The 17,869-nt window shown below is 43.3% G+C and carries 14 protein-coding genes and 1 tRNA gene; 6 read left to right on the forward strand and 9 right to left on the reverse strand.

All coding sequences use genetic code 11. From position 1 onward, the window contains the following. The first annotated feature begins 380 nt into the window (after positions 1 to 380). Together proB and DXX94_RS12340 are read left to right on the forward strand one after the other, a co-directional pair. On the forward strand, positions 381 to 1,535 hold the full coding sequence (gene proB / locus DXX94_RS12335; protein WP_116016265.1) for a glutamate 5-kinase: 1,155 nt from the start codon (positions 381 to 383) through the stop codon (positions 1,533 to 1,535). A 13-nt stretch (positions 1,536 to 1,548) separates the two neighbouring features. Further along, positions 1,549 to 2,808, forward strand: coding sequence for a glutamate-5-semialdehyde dehydrogenase (locus DXX94_RS12340; protein ID WP_116016267.1), 1,260 nt, complete (start codon positions 1,549 to 1,551; stop codon positions 2,806 to 2,808). A 103-nt stretch (positions 2,809 to 2,911) separates the two neighbouring features. Here the strand turns inward: DXX94_RS12340 and DXX94_RS12345 are convergent, their stop codons facing one another. The 3 genes from DXX94_RS12345 to DXX94_RS12355 form a co-directional block, all read right to left on the reverse strand. After that, positions 2,912 to 4,147 (reverse strand): serine hydrolase domain-containing protein, encoded by a 1,236-nt coding sequence (locus tag DXX94_RS12345; RefSeq protein WP_116016269.1) that lies wholly within the window; start codon positions 4,145 to 4,147, stop codon positions 2,912 to 2,914. A gap of 269 nt (positions 4,148 to 4,416) precedes the next feature. Continuing rightward, on the reverse strand, positions 4,417 to 7,236 hold the full coding sequence (locus DXX94_RS12350) for an insulinase family protein (protein WP_116016271.1): 2,820 nt from the start codon (positions 7,234 to 7,236) through the stop codon (positions 4,417 to 4,419). A gap of 368 nt (positions 7,237 to 7,604) precedes the next feature. Further along, positions 7,605 to 8,171, reverse strand: coding sequence for an SOS response-associated peptidase (locus DXX94_RS12355; RefSeq protein WP_116016273.1), 567 nt, complete (start codon positions 8,169 to 8,171; stop codon positions 7,605 to 7,607). Positions 8,172 to 8,450: 279 nt separating this feature from the next. Between DXX94_RS12355 and DXX94_RS12360 the strand changes: the two genes are divergently transcribed. Continuing rightward, positions 8,451 to 8,714 (forward strand): CBU_0592 family membrane protein, encoded by a 264-nt coding sequence (locus tag DXX94_RS12360; RefSeq protein WP_116016275.1) that lies wholly within the window; start codon positions 8,451 to 8,453, stop codon positions 8,712 to 8,714. 164 nt (positions 8,715 to 8,878) lie between these two features. Here DXX94_RS12360 and DXX94_RS12365 read toward each other — a convergent pair. Beyond that, positions 8,879 to 8,954: transfer RNA gene (locus DXX94_RS12365), tRNA-His, on the reverse strand. A gap of 148 nt (positions 8,955 to 9,102) precedes the next feature. On the opposite strand from DXX94_RS12365, the gene DXX94_RS12370 reads away from it, so the two are divergent. Beyond that, positions 9,103 to 9,648 (forward strand): DUF1285 domain-containing protein, encoded by a 546-nt coding sequence (locus tag DXX94_RS12370; protein ID WP_116016277.1) that lies wholly within the window; start codon positions 9,103 to 9,105, stop codon positions 9,646 to 9,648. 36 nt (positions 9,649 to 9,684) lie between these two features. On the opposite strand, the gene hemN is transcribed toward DXX94_RS12370, so the two are convergent. The 5 genes from hemN to purU all read right to left on the reverse strand — a co-directional run bounded on the left by hemN (position 9,685) and on the right by purU (position 14,478). Further along, positions 9,685 to 11,055: an oxygen-independent coproporphyrinogen III oxidase gene (gene hemN / locus DXX94_RS12375; protein ID WP_116016279.1), complete on the reverse strand. Its 1,371-nt coding sequence runs from the start codon at positions 11,053 to 11,055 to the stop codon at positions 9,685 to 9,687. 92 nt (positions 11,056 to 11,147) lie between these two features. Then, complete coding sequence (locus DXX94_RS12380) at positions 11,148 to 11,459, reverse strand: TraR/DksA family transcriptional regulator (RefSeq protein WP_116002088.1); 312 nt, start codon at positions 11,457 to 11,459, stop codon at positions 11,148 to 11,150. A 30-nt stretch (positions 11,460 to 11,489) separates the two neighbouring features. Then, the gene (locus DXX94_RS12385; RefSeq protein WP_116016281.1) at positions 11,490 to 11,987 is read right to left on the reverse strand and encodes a DUF2489 domain-containing protein; all 498 of its coding nucleotides are present in this window, start codon (positions 11,985 to 11,987) and stop codon (positions 11,490 to 11,492) included. 42 nt (positions 11,988 to 12,029) lie between these two features. Next, complete coding sequence (gene yihI, locus DXX94_RS12390) at positions 12,030 to 12,620, reverse strand: Der GTPase-activating protein YihI (RefSeq protein ID WP_116016283.1); 591 nt, start codon at positions 12,618 to 12,620, stop codon at positions 12,030 to 12,032. A 997-nt stretch (positions 12,621 to 13,617) separates the two neighbouring features. Next, positions 13,618 to 14,478 carry a formyltetrahydrofolate deformylase gene (gene purU, locus DXX94_RS12395; RefSeq protein ID WP_116016285.1) on the reverse strand — a complete coding sequence of 287 codons (861 nt, stop codon included), beginning with the start codon at positions 14,476 to 14,478 and terminating at the stop codon, positions 13,618 to 13,620. A 320-nt stretch (positions 14,479 to 14,798) separates the two neighbouring features. Between purU and DXX94_RS12400 the strand changes: the two genes are divergently transcribed. Together DXX94_RS12400 and DXX94_RS12405 are read left to right on the forward strand one after the other, a co-directional pair. Beyond that, positions 14,799 to 16,685 (forward strand): methyl-accepting chemotaxis protein, encoded by a 1,887-nt coding sequence (locus DXX94_RS12400; protein WP_181901554.1) that lies wholly within the window; start codon positions 14,799 to 14,801, stop codon positions 16,683 to 16,685. 152 nt (positions 16,686 to 16,837) lie between these two features. Continuing rightward, a complete protein-coding gene (locus DXX94_RS12405; protein ID WP_258872160.1) occupies positions 16,838 to 17,494 on the forward strand; it encodes a peroxiredoxin-like family protein in 657 nt (218 codons plus the stop codon). The last annotated feature ends 375 nt before the right edge of the window (positions 17,495 to 17,869 follow it).

Below are 17,869 nucleotides of genomic sequence, written 5' to 3' on the forward strand. Positions count from 1 at the left end.
GACTTGATGATATCTAGCGAAAGTGAACACTTGTAAGCTGAACTTATATGACGAGCTATCACAAATTACGTTTAACTATGTATTTTTAGAAAAGAGCCGCTTTTTGATACTAGATTGCACCACAAAAGTGCGGATTTTTACTATGAAAAACAGTGGTATTGAATAGGTTGTCAACCAAGGTGACAAAATAAACACATTTTTAGTTAGCCATTTAAAAATATACATTTTATTAACATTTAATGGGTAAAAATAAAGGCTAGTGTAGCCATATGCTTTAAACCTATTAAAAATATTCTTTTCGTTGATAAAAGTCGCAAAAGGTGATTGCTATTTAAGCCTTTTTCACGTCATGCTAGGCTGGTAGTAATTGAGGAGGAGTAATGAATTTTCAACGTGTTGTGATTAAAGTCGGCAGTGCCTTAGTTGCCCCTGATAAACAGGGTTGTAGCGGGCAGTATTTATTGTCGATAGCGCGCTTTATTACCCAATGCCAACAGGTAGGGAAAGAAGTGATTTTAGTTTCGTCTGGCAGTGTTGCTGCTGGCCGCGCATTAATACGACATGGCTCTCCCAATCCCTCTATCCCCACTAAACAAGCGATGGCGGCAGTGGGGCAAATGAAAATGATGGCAAATTGGCAGCGCTTTTTCGATGTGCCATGCAGCCAATTACTGATCACCCATGGCGATTTAAAAGATCGCCAGCGCTATATTAATATCAAAAATACCATTCGCATTTTACTCGCCAATGGCGTGATCCCGATTGTTAATGAAAACGATACGGTCGCAACCGATGAATTAAAAGTTGGCGATAACGATAACCTAGCAGCACAAGTAGCGCTGGTCAGTGAAGCTGATTGCTTGTTAATTCTCAGCGATGTTGATGGTTTATATCGTGAAAATCCAAAGCATAACCCTGACGCTGAAAAGCTCAGCGATGTAAGTGCTATTACCCCAGCGATATACCAGATGGCTTCAGGTACTGATAATCACATTGCGACAGGTGGTATGCAAACCAAGATTCAGGCGGCAGAAAAAGCGACAGAAAATGGCATCGCGACCTTTATTCTCAGTGGCGAAGATGCCAATGCGCTTGAACAATTCGGACAAGGTATTAATGCCGGCACGCATTTTCATGCCCAGCAAGCACCATTTAAAGCGAAAAAACACTGGCTAAAACACACGTTAAAAAGTACTGGGCGAGTATTACTCGATGCCGGCGCGATTCATGCTGTGACCAATAAAGGCGCGTCGTTGTTGCCTTCCGGCATTGCAGGCGTTGAAGGTAGTTTTGCTGCCGGTGACTCTATCGACATTATTGATGCGGTAAATCAATCGCCCGTTGCCAAAGGTATTAGCCAGTATAGCCATCGTGATTTGGCGAAGATTATAGGGCAAAACAGTAATCAAATTGCCGCCATTCTTGGCTATTGCCCGAGTAAAGTAGCAGTACACCGTGATGATATGGTGATGCTAAAAACGAATAGCAGTGATGTCAGTAATCAAACCAATACCAGCAGCGACAACACTCAGTAGTAAAGGAGCGCACATGAATTCTACAAACTTTGATATGCAATACATGGCACAACAAGCTAAAGCTGCAAGCCGTGAAGTGGCGCAACTAACCACAACACAAAAGAACCAGTTACTCACCGATATGGCGCAGGCCATTCGCGCTGCCAGCGCTGCAATAATTGTTGAAAATGAAAAAGACCTAGTAGCAGGGCGAGACAAAGGTTTGTCGTCAGCCATGTTAGACAGGCTAACGCTGACACCTGAGCGAATTGATGACATTGCCGCCGCCATTATCGACATTGTTAACCTGCCTGATCCGGTTGGCAATATTGCGAATATGCAGCTTCGCCCAAATGGTATGCAAGTGGGTAAAATGCGCATTCCGCTTGGTGTGGTGTCGATGATTTATGAGTCACGCCCAAATGTGACAGCAGAGTCGGCAGCGCTTTGCATCAAAGCAGGTAACGCGGTGGTGCTGCGTGGTGGCTCAGAAGCGATTCACAGCAACCTTGCGCTAGCTAATTGTTTGCACCAAGTGTTAGCGACACATCAGCTAAATCCTTACATGGTTTCAGTGATTCCTGATACCAGCCGTGAAGTAATCGAACAACTTTTAAAACAACGTGATTCGATTGATTTGGTGATTCCACGCGGTGGTGAAGGGCTAATTCGTTACGTTACTGAAAACAGCCAAATTCCCGTTATTCAGCATTTTAAAGGGGTTTGTCATCAGTACGTGGATGAGTTTGCTGATGTAAACAAAGCAATTGATCTGCTCGTCAACGGTAAAACGCAGCGCCCAAGTGCTTGCAATGCACTGGAAACTTTACTTGTACACCAATCGATTGCCGAGCAGTATTTGCCAAAAGCGGCTCAAGCATTAGCAGAATTTGACGTGAAAATTCATGCTTGTGCGCAATCTCAGCCATATTTTGAAGGGGCGGAACTGGCCAGTGAGGACGACTTCCAAGCAGAGTATTTAGCGCAAGAAATTGCAGTGAAAATAGTCGCGGATTACGACGCTGCGGTTGCTCACATTAACCAATACACCTCAGATCACACTGAAGTGATAGTTAGCCAAGACACCTCGCGTTGCCAGCAGTTTATCCGCCAGATCAATTCATCGGTGGTGATGGCGAATGTGTCTTCGCGTTTTTCTGATGGTGGCCAGTTGGGATTAGGCTCAGAAATCGGCATTTCTACCAGTAAGCTGCACGCCTATGGGCCAATGGGGTTAGAGGCACTAACTACAGAAAAATTTGTGGTTTTAGGGGATGGCCAAGTTAGACCATAACGTAAAGTTTGGCTCATACGTTAGAGTTTGTTAGTCAGTATGAGCCCATTCACTAGAGCGTATGTTTATCCACTAATCAGTGGATAGCGGTGCATTATAGTATTTACTGGGTAAATTCGGGTTCTTCCAGACCTCCATCATCTTTTACTGGCCAAGCAAAGGCATCTTCCGCTGACTTACGCAGTTCTCGATAAATCCAATGGCCATTGGTGCCATTGGTAAGTACGACAATGCCATCACCGCTGGCTAAGTGTCCCTCTATCCAAGCGCGATAACTTTGATTCGCGCCGCCGTGATGAAATACCCGTGTTTTACCTTTGCCGTTTAAGCGTGGGCCAAGGCCGTGCCAGCTATTGGTTACTCTGGTCATCATGTCGGCGGCAATAGGTTGGGGTAGAAAGCCATTTTCACTCATCGAGCTGTTTAGCAGTGCAATAACAAATTTGGCTAGATCGTTAGCACTTGTCCATAGACCAGATGCTGCCATCTCAGGCATGGCTTCGTAACCACGCGGCTGTGCAGCTGGTCTGCCTTTATCATCGTGGGCATAAGCAATATTGCCGTAATTTTCAGGGAGCGGATTTTGAAAAGTACTTCGCTGCATGCTTAATGGCTTAAAGACATATTTTTCAGCGGCTTTGGGGTATGTTAAGCCGGTAATTTCTTCAACTATTAGTTGACTAACGGTAATGCCACCGCCTGAGTAATCCATTTTTGAACCTGGCGTAAACATAAGCTTGATTGCGCCGTGTTTTGCAGGGCTTTGCCCATTCAAGGTTTGTAACGTCGTTGGTAAACGCTCACCTGGTTGAAAGTCGGCAAAGCCGTGCTGGTTAAAACCTGCCGTGTGTGCCAGAATTTGGCGCAAGGTCACAGGATGAGCATGTGTAAAGGAACTGTTGGGTACTTGCCACGAGGTCAGATAATCATCGATATTTTTGTCTAAATCCAGCTTACCTGCTGCCACCAAGCGCAAAATAAGTGCGGCGTTAATTATCTTACTGACAGAGCCTACTGAAAAAACGGTGTCAGCATCTACTGGCAACGTTTTACCGTTGAGGCGTGTCCCATAGCCAGTTGACCTGAGTACTTTGCCGTTTTCAATAATCGCCACACTTACCCCTGGAACCTGATATGCCAACATGCGCTTATTTATTGACTGCGGCTTTTTATCTTCTTGGCCACGCTTCATATAATCAATCAAACCGTGTTCAAATGCGCGAATATTGGCGTTTTCTGTTGAGTCTATTTGTGTCGCAATAGCGGTAGCACTGATTGCAGTTAGCGCTATGGCGATAAAAAGTGCACGTATTGGGCACTGATTGTTTGACTTGTTCACAGGCTTTCCGTTCCTTTTTCTTGGTATTCAAGCTGGCGAGATATCAGTCAATGCTAGCTGGTTTTGTACCGACGTCCAAAGGCGGAGATGTTACAAAAATTTTCTTGAAAGGGCTGTTATTTTGGTTGGTTGATAATGGGTGATGATGATGTTTTTCAGTGTTTTTTCTTCGTTAAAAACGTTGCTTGTAAAAAGCTGATATCACGGCAAATATTAATACTTTAGGTAATATCAGCTATTTGTTTGAGGTCAGTATCTAGCGTGCGACTCTACTCACCCGCGGCTGACCAACTGTAGTAGCCGGTATCTTTAAAGTCTTCGCCTTTTAATTGGGTTAAGGCATTCATAAATTTACCTTGAATAAACATATCTTTATAAAGCGCAAGTAAGTCAGCTTTCGTGGTCGCTTTAATATCGCGAATTTGCTGTGCTTTGGTGCTAAAAGCGTGCTTATTTTGCTCCCAATCTTGAATATAGTGGCCTACTTCAACAAAGATATTTTCCGGCTTTTTACTGAGTTCATCAGCGACTGAGTTAGCCAGTTGAGTAATCGCTTTTTCATCTACTTGCTCCAGTGCGTTGTAAAAGCCAATTTGGAAAGATTCGATTCTTTCTTTTAGCTGTTGCAAGTTTGTATTGTCACTAACAATCATCACCGACAATGCCGGATAGTCGTGAATATTTTCTTCGTAACTTCTGACCACATAGCCAACTTGTTGATTGGTTCTCAACTCCTTAAATAGTGGTGTTGATGACAAGCGATTAAGCAAATGCAACTGAGCTAGCACTTTTGCCGATTGCTTTGGGTAAATGTAAGTATCGACTAGGCCAACGCCGTCTTGTTTAACCGACACTTTTTTAACCACTGCGCTACCTTGTTTAACAGAAAACTCTGAAGCTATATACCAAGGCTGCATTTCACTTTTACCCAATAATTCACGCGTTTGTTTCGCAAATTCGATCAGCTTGTTTGGTGCAAAATTACCATGGGCATAAATATCAACAAAGTTGTTGTTGAGGATTTGCTGATGCATTGCCTGTACTTTTTCTAAAGAAGCATTGGCAAGGGCTTTGCGCGTTGCCTTGACCGAATATTGATATGGGCTACGGCGAGTTAAATTCATTGCATGGAATGACAACTGATCGGAAATTTTCAACTCTTGCATACTTTCGAGTGAGTCATTCACAAGCTTCAAGGCTGATTTAAAGTCACGTTCAGTAATTTCTAACCCTTTGAATTCTTCGACAAGCTGAGTGGCTAACTTAAATTGCTTGCTGCTACGACCAAACAAACGAAATACCGTGTTATTGGCATTGTTTGGCGCAGGGCTGATCATTACACCATTACGCTGCTGAGCGCGTTGCAGCAAACGTTGATTTTCTTTAATAAAAATGACGTTAAGTAGCGATGCACTGACGGCATTGTCGATATTCTCAGATGGGGCAGTTGAGGTTAGTGCAAGGTTTAGCACTCCCTCTTTACCCTTGTGGTGAGTACTTTGTGAGTAAAACACTTGAGTGCCCGCTTCACTAAAAATTTTCTTCGGTGAAGAATAATCTCCGTCTAGCACAACTTCTACAGCTTCTTCTTGCTCAATAATTTGCGCCGCTGGCAATTTCACCGCTAGTGGCGAGCTTTGCCATGTTGCTAACTCTTGCTGGGTAATGGCTGCAACGCGGTAGCCACCCTCAGCGTAAGTTAATTCAGTATCGACTTTTTCTTCAGGATTAATGTGGTAAATACGTGCGCGTTCTGGCGTTAAATGATCGACAAGATCGCCAATTTGATTGGCATTAAATTGCTTGGCAACAAAGTTGTGATCAATTAAGTGTTCGCTTGGTACATCAAAAATAGGCTGCGCTAATTGCATAGCCAATGGTAAGGCTGCTGGCGCGCGATAATCTTCATATTGCAGGTTAAGTAGACCTTTTAGCTCGTCAAAGTGTGCTTGGCTAATACCTTGGCTTTTAATTTGCGCTAAGTAGCTAAAGGTACTCGCCAGAATTGTATCTTGCTGGGCCTGTCCTTTTTCGGTTAAAACAAATTGAAGAAAGGCGCTACCATTGTTACCCCATGCATTTGGCATAAACATTACATTGCCAAATTGAATTAACCCTTGCTCGGTTAACGTGGCAAGCAGTGAGCCTTCTTCTTGTGAGGCAATAAGTTTTTGCACATAAGCGTTAGCTTGGCCTTGCCATTGCGACATATTGTTGGGGATCGCAAACTCTACTGCCAGTAGCGGCACTTTAACCTTACTTTGCACATAAATGTGTTGGCCTAAATGCTCTGTTTGGTAGGCCGGTAGTAGTGTGACTGGGCGCTCGACTTTCTTGTTTTTAATATTCGAAAAGTACTTTTTCGCTAACTTCTTTAGCTGCTTAGGTGTTTGGTTACCAACCAGTACCAACTTCATGATATTGGCGGAGTAAAAATCTTGGTGGAAATTACCTAGCTCAGCTAATAGTGCCGCTTTGTCTTTGTTAAGCGTTTCTAGATTACCAACACCTAGTTGCACTCTTGGGTGCGCTAAGTTACCTGTGCGAGCTGCAGCGCGTTGCTGTACAAACTGATCTGACTGGCGATGAGTAAGCCATTCAGAATTTACCGCGTTGATTTCCTTTTGCACCATGCTTGCGTCAAACAATGGCTGCTTGATGGCGCTACTTAATCGATCGAGCGCAGGTGCAAACTGCTTGCTGTCGATTGAAAATAAGTAGGTAGTTTGCTGCTGCGCTGTATAAGCATTGGTGCGACCACCGTTTTCACTAACGAATGCCATAAACTCATCAGGGGTAGGGTATTTTTCTGAGCCCATAAAAATCATGTGCTCAAGAAAATGCGCTAAACCCTGAAATTGCGCTGGATCTTGATATTGGCCGACTCCGACAGATAAAGTGGCAGCCGACTGTTTCAAGTTGGGGTCAGATACCGTGATAACTTCCAGTTGATTACCTAAGGTGAAGGTGTGATATTCACGCGGGTCATTTGGGCTTTTATTGACAGTGCCTGCATAGGCACTAAGTGCTGCGCTAGATAGCACAATTGCAGTACTGAGCTTAGTCAGTTGTTGGGTAAAGGTTTTCATAAAGCACACGCTTCCTTGTTTTCCATGTTGTTATTAGTGAGTGTTTTGTGGGCATATCGACGAACATACTCGACGCTTGCCCTACCTCAAGTCTTATCAATGACGAAGACTAGTATGGCAAACTCGATTTTGAATTGCTGGAAATTCGAACTGATAAGGTTCAAGGGCAACAAACTTCACTAATATTCACTATTTACCGAGGGTGGATATCGCTATTTGAAGATTTTAGCGAACAGACACCCTATTAAACTCCGGTGAAATTAACAAGTATTGTGTGCTATATCTTGATGTAGATCATTAGGTTAAGTGACTTTTGCGCACCGATAATTAGGTGTTTGAGTGCAATGAAACGCTAATACTGGTATGGATTAAGCCTTCTGTATGAGAATACAGTCACCGCTAATTGCGTCCATCAAAGGGTCTAGCTCATTCGGCTGAGCATTAAACCAGTAGTCGATATGCTCTGGCTGAATTAGCACAGGCATACGTTTGTGAATCTCGCCACATTTTTCGTTCGGGCTGGTGGTGAGTGTGACAAGTTTAGGCGCGGCAAGATCATAGAGTATGCCCGCCATTAAAAAAGGCTGTTCACTAGCATGGGTAAAAGCGTATTTGGCTTTTTTATTATGCTCTGTTTTCCATTCGTACCAGCCTGAACAAGGCACTAAGCAGCGGCTATGACCAAATGCGGCTTTGAATGTGGGTTTGGTGTTAACCGTCTCCGCTTGTGCATTAATTAATAACCGATTCGACCACTCAGGTTGAATGCCCCATGTGGCATTAAGCTGTTGGAATTGCCCACTAGGGCGAATAATAGCGGCAATATCCTGCGAAGGGCGTAAATCAGGGTTGGTTTGGGTATTAAATTCGATTCCTAACACATCGTTAATAAACTGTGCGATTGGATCGTCAATGATGTTTAATCGGCCACACATAGCTGCTTCTTATCTGCCAAGTTAATGCTAATACTAGCATTTTTATCACGCGACTTTACGGTGAACGCTAGCGCGACTGAAATAATCACCAACAGAGGATAATTCGCTATTGATTCTTGGGGCTAGATCACTAGAATACCCGCCGGTTTAAATTTCGACGCCAATTGTGCGTTTTCGAATCATTAAATTCTGCCAGAGGGAAGCTAGCGGCTTTGAGTCGCTAAAATGGTCTAGTCTCCAAGGAACCGCGCCAGGTAATTACATCGTTTAGGAGTAAGAATGTCTCTTAGTTTATTTGCCGATATCATCGGTATGTCAGGCACGTTTTTAGTGGTGCTTGCTTTCTTTTTAATTCAGTTAGAAAAGCTTAGCCCAAAAGGCATGGCGTACAACTTGTTAAATCTAACAGGTGCGATTTTACTACTGATCAGCCTATGTATTAATTTCAACTTGGCGAGCTTTGTGATAGAAATTTTCTGGATTGCGGCATCACTAGTTGGTATTTACCGTTATTACCAGCGAGAGCCAGCACAAGCCAGCTAATTGCTTTGTATTTTCAATAACAGCAGTTACTTAAAAACGTCGTACTGAGTTACGGCGTTTTTTTATGCCATATAAAATATAAATAAAACTGGATAATAGAAAGGTAGGCACAACAAAGCCGCGCTTTTTATTTAAAATCTTAAAGGAATAAAATAAGAAAAGAGTGGGGTGGCATATGGGACTTGAACCCACGACAACTGGAATCACAATCCAGGGCTCTACCAACTGAGCTAATGCCACCATCAAGGAAATCTAACTCGCCTGTGCGAATCAGTGCGCGGATTCTATATCAGTTTACTGGGCTTTGACAAGCATCAACTCGTAATTTCTTTCAATACCAGTAAAATTAATACTATTAGCTGAATAAAGTGGTGAAAAAGGCATCATTATGTCGTTAGATAATTTGTTTGCACAGCTCGATGGGCATCTTTGTGGCGAAGAGAAAAAAGCGCCACCGGTTGATTTGTGGAACCCAGCGTATTGTGGCGAAATTGATTTACAGATTAAGCAAAACGGTGATTGGTTTTATATGGGCACGCCGTTTAAACGTTTGTCTTTGGTTAAGCTGTTCGCATCGGTGCTGAAAAAAGAAGATAGCGAGTACTTTTTAGTCACCCCTGTAGAGAAAGTAAAAATTCAGGTGGAAGACAGCCCGTTTCTCATTACGCGCTGGGAATGGAAAGATGAGCAGCCTCATTCTGAGCTGTTACTCGCGACCAATTTAGGCGATGAGTTTGTGTTAAACGAGCAGCATCCCCTTCGATTAGATAGCGAGGGTAATATTTACATTACGGTGCGCCGCAATTTAGAGGCGAAAGTACATCGCAATGTTTATTATCAATGGGTTGAGGTGGCGAAAGAAGTTGCAAGTGATAGTAGCACTAGCCTATTTATGCATAGCCAAGGGCGAGGGTATGAAATAGGGCGTTATTAAAACGCCCTATTGGTCTAAAGTTGACATTGGTATTAACTAGATAACGCGTGAGAAGCGTTGTTGGTTAATGTGTTGCTTCATATAAGCATCAAAGCTCATACAAATGTTACGAATGAGTAGGCGAGCTTTGGCATGTACGACAATTTCATGCTCTCGATTAGTGACTAAGTTGTCTTCAATAAAGGTTTCTAGCGAGGTCAATTCATCAGCGAAGTAGTCGTCAAACACAATATTAAACTCTTGTTCAATTACGCGTTTGTCGAGCGACATGTTGCACATTAGTGAGCGGATAACTTTGCCGCGCAATACATCGTCGGTGTTCAGTGTTACGCCTTTTTCAACGGCATGGCTATGCTCGTCAATCATTTGGTAATACTGTTTAAGTTCTTTGTTGTTTTGGCTGTAACAGCGGCCTACGGCGCTTATTGAAGAAACCCCTAAGCCAAGCAAATCACAGTCACCTTGAGTAGTGTAACCTTGGAAGTTGCGATGTAAATTACCTGTGCGCTGCGCTATCGCTAATTCGTCATCGGGTTTGGCAAAATGATCCATACCTATAAAGTCAAAACCTTGCTGACATAGCGTTTCTATCGCTAGTTGCATGAGTGCGAGCTTTTCATTGGCATTCGGTAACCATTCGTCTTTGAGCTTGCGCTGCGCGGCAAAACGCGATGGCAAGTGGGCGTAGCTGAACAGCGAAATGCGATCAACGGCCATTTCTTCAACACTGGCGAGTGTGCGACCAAAGGTATCAAGCGTTTGGTGCGGTAGCCCGTAAATTAAATCGATATTAATGGACTGAAAGCCCACGGCTTTTGCATGATGCGTGAAGTCGGTAATAAACTCGGTAGATTGCTCGCGGTTGATCGCCTTTTGCACTTGTTCATCAATGTCTTGTACACCGATGCTCATGCGATTAAAGCCCAGCTCGTATAAATGATCTGCTAAATCTAGCTCGATTTCACGTGGGTCAACTTCAATGCTCATCTCCAATTGCTCAGCAAACTTGAAGTGTTGCTTGAGTAAGTTAACCAAATGGGTAATTTGCGTTTTGGTTAAAAAGCTTGGTGTACCGCCACCCCAGTGAATTTGTTTGACTTGATACTCATTAAACAAAGGCGCACGTTGGATGATTTCTTTGGCAAGGTAGTCTAGGTAGATATCGGCTTTATCGCGATGACGCGTTACAATTTTATTGCAGCCGCAGTAGTAACAAAGGCTGTGACAAAATGGAATGTGCACATAAATAGACAAATCACGCGTGTCTGAGCCAGCAACGGCGTCAGTAAAGGCTTGATCGTTAAATTCATCGTGAAACTCTAGTGCCGTCGGGTAAGAGGTATACCTTGGGCCACTGGTATTGTATTTAGCTAAGAGTTTTTTATCGAATAACTGTGCAATTTGCATGATATCTCCCGAGTGTTAACCGGAGTATTTTATCAGAAGACATCATGGTAAAAGTTGATCAAGCGCAAAGCCTGAGATGAATGGTTGGCTGTTTAGTCAGCGCAGTTGATGCACTTGATAGCTGCGGGCTGGACGGCTAAACGCTTAGGGTTTATTTGTTCGCCGCACTTTTGGCAATAGCCATAGTTGCCGTTGTCGATAAGGGTAATGGCGTTAGAAAGTTGTTGTATCTCAACTTTTGCTTCTGACTCTAACGCGTTAAGCACTTCGTCGTTTTCACGCTCACCGGCTTGCTCAGACCAATCGGCATGGCGCCCGTCGGCAAAGTCTTGATGGATAGAGTCAATGCGTTGTTGTAGCTCAACGATACGCTCGGTAAATTGTTGTTTTAACTGCTCTGACATTATTCGCTCCTTAGCATGAGCGAATAATCGTTATGAAGATTCGCTTATACTGGCTCGTTGTGCGGTTGCGGTTTCATATAGGGTGTCGAGTTCCAATGAAATTTGCTCCGTTAGCTTTGCCTCGGCTTGCATGCGCTCGACATCTTGTTTCATGCGTTGCTGTTTGGGCAATTTTTTGCGCTCGGCGAGTATTGAGTGATGTTTAATACTCTCGTATAACTCAACTATAGCAGGAAATTCTGCCGACATAGTGGGCGTTAATTTCAATGAGTCCATCAGCACAGTTAATCGCCATGCGCCTTCACTATATTCACATTGCTCTTCTTTCATCGCTTTGACGATGATCAATAAACTGTCGAGCACTTTGCGATCGTGCTTTTGCAATTGCGCTTGGCGCTCTTGCTCGGCTTTAGCTTGGGCGACATTTTGCTGCTTGAGTTGCATTAACAACTTACCTGCGTAAATTGCTAGGGCAAAAATGATCAGGGCGCCAACAACGGCTAACACAAGCCATATGTTTTCGGTCATTGATGATTACTCTTGTGTCTAATCTTGGTTTTAGTCTTGGTCTTAGCTTTCGTCTGAATAGTCTGAGAAATCTGAGGTGTCGAGCTTATTCCATAAGTCATCGTCATCTAACGCGCCATCCGGCGTATTCGAAGGTGCCGATGTCGTATCTTCTTGCTCAGCTAACTGTGCAGATAAACGTTCGTATTCGTCCATTAGTTCATTGTAAAGATCGACTTCTTCACTGCTCAACGCCTCTTCTTGCTCTTGCTTGGCAAGAATAAGCTGGAGCCGCTCGTCGTTTTCAATCGCTGCAAGTTGCTGGGCAAGGCTTGGTGCTGCATCAATGACACGAACGTTTGCGATACGAGGTTTATTGGGTTTGTGTTTTACTGCTGGTGTCGCCGTTTTGCTTGAGGCTAAGGTGCCCAGCTCAATAGGTTTTTTACTGCCAATGCGTGGATCTTTAGCTGGCTTGTTTGTGTTGCCAGCTTTTTTGGATTTTGTCCCTTCGATTTGGCGACTACCGGCGGCTTTACCTGTTTTTTTCTTTGGCTTTTTATCAGAAACAACGACTGAACTGTTTGTTGTGTCAGTTTTGCGAATGCCACTAGAGCCTACACCAGGCTTTCTTGATTTCTTTTTACGTGTCATGAAATTTAACTTGAGCGGGATTAATGGTGGTTATTTTACGGGAATTCAGCAGATATGGAAAACATCTGGCTGATCTAACTTGTTAACTAAACCAGTTTGACCTAGTTGAGCTAAGCGAAGACAAAGTAGTAGCTCTAGAAAAAGAAAAAAGCGATGCAATTGCATCGCTTTTGGAGAGTCACTGTGGCTAGTGCCATCAATATCTTTTCCGATCCTGAATTGGTATCCTACCTAATTAGCACAGTCCCTGTAATTCAACTATATCCTGTCTTATTTTTGTTGTTTCCGTACGTATTTTGTTTTTTTCGGTCGTCCTAACGCTTTTTTAGCTATCCTTACGAGCCCTCCTGGACTAATAATCGTATCATCCTGATAACCAAGTTAACCATCCGTGTTTTAGATAAGGTCTTCACCTGAGTCACTGACGCTGGGGTCAATTGCTAATGGTGAATGACATCTTGCTTCCTGTGCAAGTCTAGCTGAGCTAGTGTCCTTATTCTTAATATTGCCTAATCATCGTTATGCGCTAATAGCGCCACTAACGTAGTAGCTGGTCATTACTTTACGCTGTTATCCCATAACAGCAAGTTATATTTTTGCACTTTTTTTGAGCATTTTGCGTCTTTGTTGCTAAGTGCTTGTATTGAATGTGTAATTAAAATGTAATTTTATGTTAACCAAATCAAAAAAATTAATAAAATGGCAAATGTCTTACAAAAAAAATAGCTCTTGTAGTACAGGTTGGCTTTGTTTTGAACCAAAATTGATCATTTGCAGTGGAATATTTGCTCAATTATCTTTTTTTGGGGGAGTGGATTTGCGTGTAAAAGAGGTGAAGTGCTATTAGCTAGCAGGAGCTTCACTGAACCTAAACTAAGGTTTAAGATTTAAGATTTTTCAGTGAAAGTGTCGGTCTGACGTATACCAATAGCTACGCTGGCGTATTTAGCCAGCGTATGTCGATGTGTGGTTCCTAGCGGTGAGCCTAACCGCAGGGCTAGGCTAAAATAACCGTTTTATCACCATTTAAACAAATACGTTGTTCGGCGTGCATTTTTACCGCATGCGATAATGCAGTGGCTTCAAGGTCGTGGCCCATATGCACCATTTGTTCGATGGTAAAGGTATGGTTGATGGGTTTAACTTCTTGCGCAATAATCGGCCCTTCATCAAGATCAGCGGTGACATAGTGCGCGGTTGCGCCAATCACTTTAACGCCGCGAGCATGGGCTTGATGGTAAGGTCTTGCGCCCTTAAAGCTGGGTAAGAAAGAGTGATGAATGTTTATCGCTTTGCCTCGTAACTTCTCACATAAATCGTCAGACAATATCTGCATATATCGAGCGAGAACAAGCAATTCCGCTTCATAATCATTGAACAGCTTCAGCATTTGCGCTTCCTGTTCGGCCTTGGTGTCAGCGGTAATCGGTAGGTGATGAAATGGAATACCGTGCCACTGGGTTAACGCTTGGCAGTCGGTATGGTTAGATACCACCGCAACGATATCGATTGGTAGCACACCCGCTTTCCACTTGGTTAGCAATGACACTAAACAATGGTCGTCTTTTGATACCGCTATCACCACTTTTGGCAATAAATCTCTGCTGCGCAGTTGATACTGCATATTCAGTGGCTTAGCTAGTGTTTCGATACCAGCGATAAATTCTTCAATGGGAACCGTTAGCGACCTGTCATCAAAGGCAATGCGTGAGAAAAAGGTGTCGCTGTAAGGATCACTATACTGTGCAGTTTCAGTAATAAATGCGCCGTGTTCATACAAGTTTTGGGTGATTTTTGCCAATACCCCAGAGGTATCAGGGCACTGCCAAGTAAGAACATAATGATGATGAGACTGCATAAACACTTCCTAACTGCAAAAGCCGTATCTTGCCAGTATTCTTGCTGATAAAGCTAGTAGAAAAAAATATAAGTACTGCTTTGGTGAAATATGAAGACATTTGGTGGAATTGGGCTGGACATTACTGCCGTAGCCTAGCGACTTTTATCGTGTTATAAGAAGCTGCGCGTGTCTGAGCGACAAATAGATTTAAAGCTATTTAAACCCTAAAGAAACACACTGCTCAGCGTTAGACGTCAAAGAAAACTCAGAAAAACACTTAGAAAGACATTCAGAAAAACATTTAGTTAGACATTTAGTTAGACATAGTTGAGATGTATATGTTCGCGAAATTAAAGTTTGCCCATAAAATCAATTTAATTGCAGCCGTATTGATTGTGCTTGCGTTATCGGTACTCACGGTTCGAAACTACACTTCGGCGAATGAAGAAATTCACCACCAACTGCAGCAAAGTATTACCGAAATTGCATCGTCAGTATCTGGCAATATCGCCAATTGGCTGAATGGCAAACTCGCGATTGTTGAAGCCGTGGCAACAGCAACCACCGCTGACACGAGCGGTGCTGAGATGTTTGACATTACCAAGCAAGCAGATAATGCGGGTGATTTTAAAAACGCATATATCGCTGTTGAACAATCCGGTGAATTTATTCTCGACGACCCCAATATTCAGCTACCTGCAGATTTTGATGCAAGGCAACGCCCTTGGTATCAGCAGGTTAAGCAAGAGCGCACGCCATCGTTTACCGAACCTTATGTTGACGCCACGATTAATCAGTTACTTATTTCGGCAGTAACGCCGATTGAGCAGCAAGGGCAGTTTATTGGTGTTGCTGGCGGCGACATATTGCTTGATAAAGTGGCCGATATTATCAATAGCATCGAGTTTCTAGGGCTCGGCTATGCTTACTTGGTTACTGAGCAAGGCAAGATCCTCAGTCACCCAGAAGCTCAGTATATTGATAAAAATATTAGCGATTTATTAGGTTATCAGGCGCCACTCAATAGTGAGCTTGTTGATGTTGATGAGCAAAACCAGATTGTCGCCTTTATGCCCGTTAAAGGGATTTCATCGGTAAACTGGTATCTGGGCGTTGTGCTTGATCAGGAAAAAGCCTATGCACCGTTAGCAAGTGCTAGAAACAGCGCTATTGTTTTTGGTGTAGTGAGTGTGGTGGTGACCGTTGTGTTGTTAAACCTATTGCTCAGTCATTTGCTTAAACCTATTCAGCAATTATCGTATGCGATCAAAGATATCTCTGAAGGCGACGGCGATCTGACCAAGCGTTTAGCGGTTAAAAGCCAAGATGAAATTGGTAAATTGTCACATGATTTCAATGGCTTTATTGATACCATCCATCAATCCATGACCCAAGTACATACCGTTGCCACAACGCTAAACAGCCAAATTGGGCAAGTTCGTAGCAGTACCGCAACGGGTATCAATATGGCTGAACAACAATTAAGTCGAGGCACGAACGTTTCTGCCGCGGTAACTGAGCTCAATAGCTCGGCGCAAGAAATTTCGAGCAATGCAGCAACGGCGTCATCGCTAACGTCTGCCATGCACAATCAATCTCAACAGGGGGTTGATGCTATCAGCGATAATATTGTTGCGATCAACACACTGAGCAATATGATGGCAGGCTCAAGTGATGACATCACAAAACTCAGCCAAGAAACTCAGAATATCGGTAACATCCTAGACGTTATCAAAGGCGTTAGCGAACAAACTAACCTACTTGCTCTTAATGCGGCCATTGAAGCAGCTCGTGCGGGGGAAGCAGGACGAGGCTTTGCTGTTGTTGCTGATGAAGTGAGGCAACTTGCGCAACGCACACAAGTGGCAACAACCGAGATTGAAGTGATGATTGCTAGCTTGCAACAAGGCTCGTCGGCGGTAGTTGATACTATGGCCGAAAGCCAAACGAACAGCAGTAATAGCGTTGCATTAGCCAATATTGCAGGTGACAAAATGCAGCAAGTGATTGGCGCGTTGGCGGATGTTGAGCGAGAAAATCATTCAGTAGCTGTGGCGACAGAGCAACAAGTCAATGTAATTCAAAGTATTGATGAAGACATTTTACAGCTAATGAATTTAAATCAGGAAGGCGTTGGTAATTTACAACAAACTCAGCATGCCTGTGATGAACTGCAATCGGTGTTTGACGATCTTAACCAGTTAGTGCGCCAATTTAAGGTGTAAGGCGTTTACTCATCGCAGCGCAAGGTAAGGCGGTTCAAAGCAATAGTTCAGCGAAAGTCGTGTAAATTTTCGACGTATATCTGTTGCCATTGTGAAATATTTTTGCATCTACCAAGGTCAATTGCGCTGATTAGAACTAAAAGAGAAAATTTATGATGAAGTTATTTGTTCCTGCGGTAATTGCCTTGTCGATGTTGTTTACCTCTGCCAGTATGGCCGAGACTAAGACCATGAAAACCAAGCCTGTTGCTGAAAGTGCTGAGTGGGTTAGCCCACTATTGAATGGTCAGATGGTGCCTAATGTAGATGCGGTAACGATTGACGGTAAAAGCAAGCCTTTAAAAGACGTACTAGCTGGCAAAAAGACAATTTTGTTTTTCTATCGTGGTGGCTGGTGCCCATTCTGTAACACGCAAATGGGTCAGCTAAAGCAGTTAGAGCCTGAGCTTAAAAAAGCAGGTTTCCAGCTTATCGGTGTTTCAACTGACGCGCCAGCAGACTTAAAGAAAAGCGTTGATAGCATGTCTTTAGAATACCAACTGCTTTCAGACTACAACTCAACGATCAGCCAAGCATTTGGTTTAGCTTTTTTCACATCACAAAAAACGACAGAGCGTTACTTAGCGGCGATGAAGTTGTCTAACCCGCTTCAAAAAAATGCTGATGGTGAAGAACGCCTCGTATTACCAGTACCAGCGATTTATGTGATTGATGGCAAAGGTTTAGTACAGTTTAGCTATGTTAACCCGAACTTTAGAGTTCGCTTACAGCCTGAGATCTTGCTAGCTGCTGCAAAATTAGTGAAGTAAGTAGTTACTTACCGTTTTGGCGATGCTTATCAGTTAATTGATAGGCATTGTTAAAAACTTGTAATCAGCAGGTCGATTGTCGTCGATGAGCTGGTTACACTAAGGTCATATATACCCAAGCCACTTCAAAGTGCTCGCTTCAGTTGAAATTAAAAACGATTTAGGCAAGGCATTGATTGCCAAGAATGGTTGTTCCCTTGTTACGATCAATAACGCAGCATAAATCGTTTTTAAATCCACCCTTCGGGCGCTTCACAGGAGCTTACTCTCATCGTTACAGCTAATTGCAAGGGAGTAACCATTCCTGCTAGCTGCGCCTTGATACTAAGCTCCTGTGATAGCGCTGAAACATGTATCTTGAAGTGGTTTGGGTAT

This window comes from Thalassotalea euphylliae (assembly GCF_003390375.1).
In the GTDB taxonomy this organism is placed as follows: Bacteria; Pseudomonadota; Gammaproteobacteria; order Enterobacterales; family Alteromonadaceae; genus Thalassotalea_F; species Thalassotalea_F euphylliae_A.

What these genes read in the sequence shown, in the direction of transcription:
- proB (WP_116016265.1), top strand. Translation starts at nt 381, where the DNA reads ATGAATTTTCAACGTGTTGTGATTAAAGTCGGCAGTGCCTTAGTTGCC.
- DXX94_RS12340 (WP_116016267.1), top strand. Translation starts at nt 1,549, where the DNA reads ATGAATTCTACAAACTTTGATATGCAATACATGGCACAACAAGCTAAA.
- DXX94_RS12350 (WP_116016271.1), bottom strand. Translation starts at nt 7,236, where the DNA reads ATGAAAACCTTTACCCAACAACTGACTAAGCTCAGTACTGCAATTGTG.
- DXX94_RS12355 (WP_116016273.1), bottom strand. Translation starts at nt 8,171, where the DNA reads ATGTGTGGCCGATTAAACATCATTGACGATCCAATCGCACAGTTTATT.
- DXX94_RS12360 (WP_116016275.1), top strand. Translation starts at nt 8,451, where the DNA reads ATGTCTCTTAGTTTATTTGCCGATATCATCGGTATGTCAGGCACGTTT.
- DXX94_RS12370 (WP_116016277.1), top strand. Translation starts at nt 9,103, where the DNA reads ATGTCGTTAGATAATTTGTTTGCACAGCTCGATGGGCATCTTTGTGGC.
- hemN (WP_116016279.1), bottom strand. Translation starts at nt 11,055, where the DNA reads ATGCAAATTGCACAGTTATTCGATAAAAAACTCTTAGCTAAATACAAT.
- DXX94_RS12380 (WP_116002088.1), bottom strand. Translation starts at nt 11,459, where the DNA reads ATGTCAGAGCAGTTAAAACAACAATTTACCGAGCGTATCGTTGAGCTA.
- DXX94_RS12385 (WP_116016281.1), bottom strand. Translation starts at nt 11,987, where the DNA reads ATGACCGAAAACATATGGCTTGTGTTAGCCGTTGTTGGCGCCCTGATC.
- yihI (WP_116016283.1), bottom strand. Translation starts at nt 12,620, where the DNA reads ATGACACGTAAAAAGAAATCAAGAAAGCCTGGTGTAGGCTCTAGTGGC.
- purU (WP_116016285.1), bottom strand. Translation starts at nt 14,478, where the DNA reads ATGCAGTCTCATCATCATTATGTTCTTACTTGGCAGTGCCCTGATACC.
- DXX94_RS12400 (WP_181901554.1), top strand. Translation starts at nt 14,799, where the DNA reads ATGTTCGCGAAATTAAAGTTTGCCCATAAAATCAATTTAATTGCAGCC.
- DXX94_RS12405 (WP_258872160.1), top strand. Translation starts at nt 16,838, where the DNA reads ATGATGAAGTTATTTGTTCCTGCGGTAATTGCCTTGTCGATGTTGTTT.